Origin of the sequence: Sulfitobacter sediminis (genome assembly GCF_040811725.1) — a bacterium.
GTDB classification, from domain to species: domain Bacteria; phylum Pseudomonadota; class Alphaproteobacteria; order Rhodobacterales; family Rhodobacteraceae; genus Sulfitobacter; species Sulfitobacter sediminis.
Genome location: NZ_JBFNXX010000246.1, coordinates 1 through 239 on the forward strand (window position 1 = coordinate 1; position 239 = coordinate 239).

General features: G+C 56.9%; 1 protein-coding gene. It reads right to left on the reverse strand.

What is annotated here, in order from left to right; genetic code table 11:
* A partial coding sequence (locus AB2B41_RS23735) for an acyl-CoA dehydrogenase family protein (RefSeq protein ID WP_367880280.1) occupies positions 1-229 on the reverse strand: 229 nt, incomplete at its 3' end.
* Positions 230-239: the final 10 nt, after the last annotated feature.

A 239-nucleotide genomic window follows, 5' to 3' on the forward strand; every position in this document is an offset into this window, starting at 1 on the left:
CGACGTAGGTGACATCAAGGTGGGAAAGGCCCGCGCCAGCGACCTCTTCAGGGAAGTTGCAGGCGTAAAATCCAAGGTTGATGACCTTTTGCTTGATCTCTTCGCCCAAGCCTTCTGGCACTTCGCCGGTGCGTTCGACCTCGGCCTCGTGGGGATAGATTTCCTTTTCCACGAAGCTGCGGACGGAGGAGACGATCATCTCCTGTTCTTCGCTGAGGCCGAAATGCATGGGGTCTTCC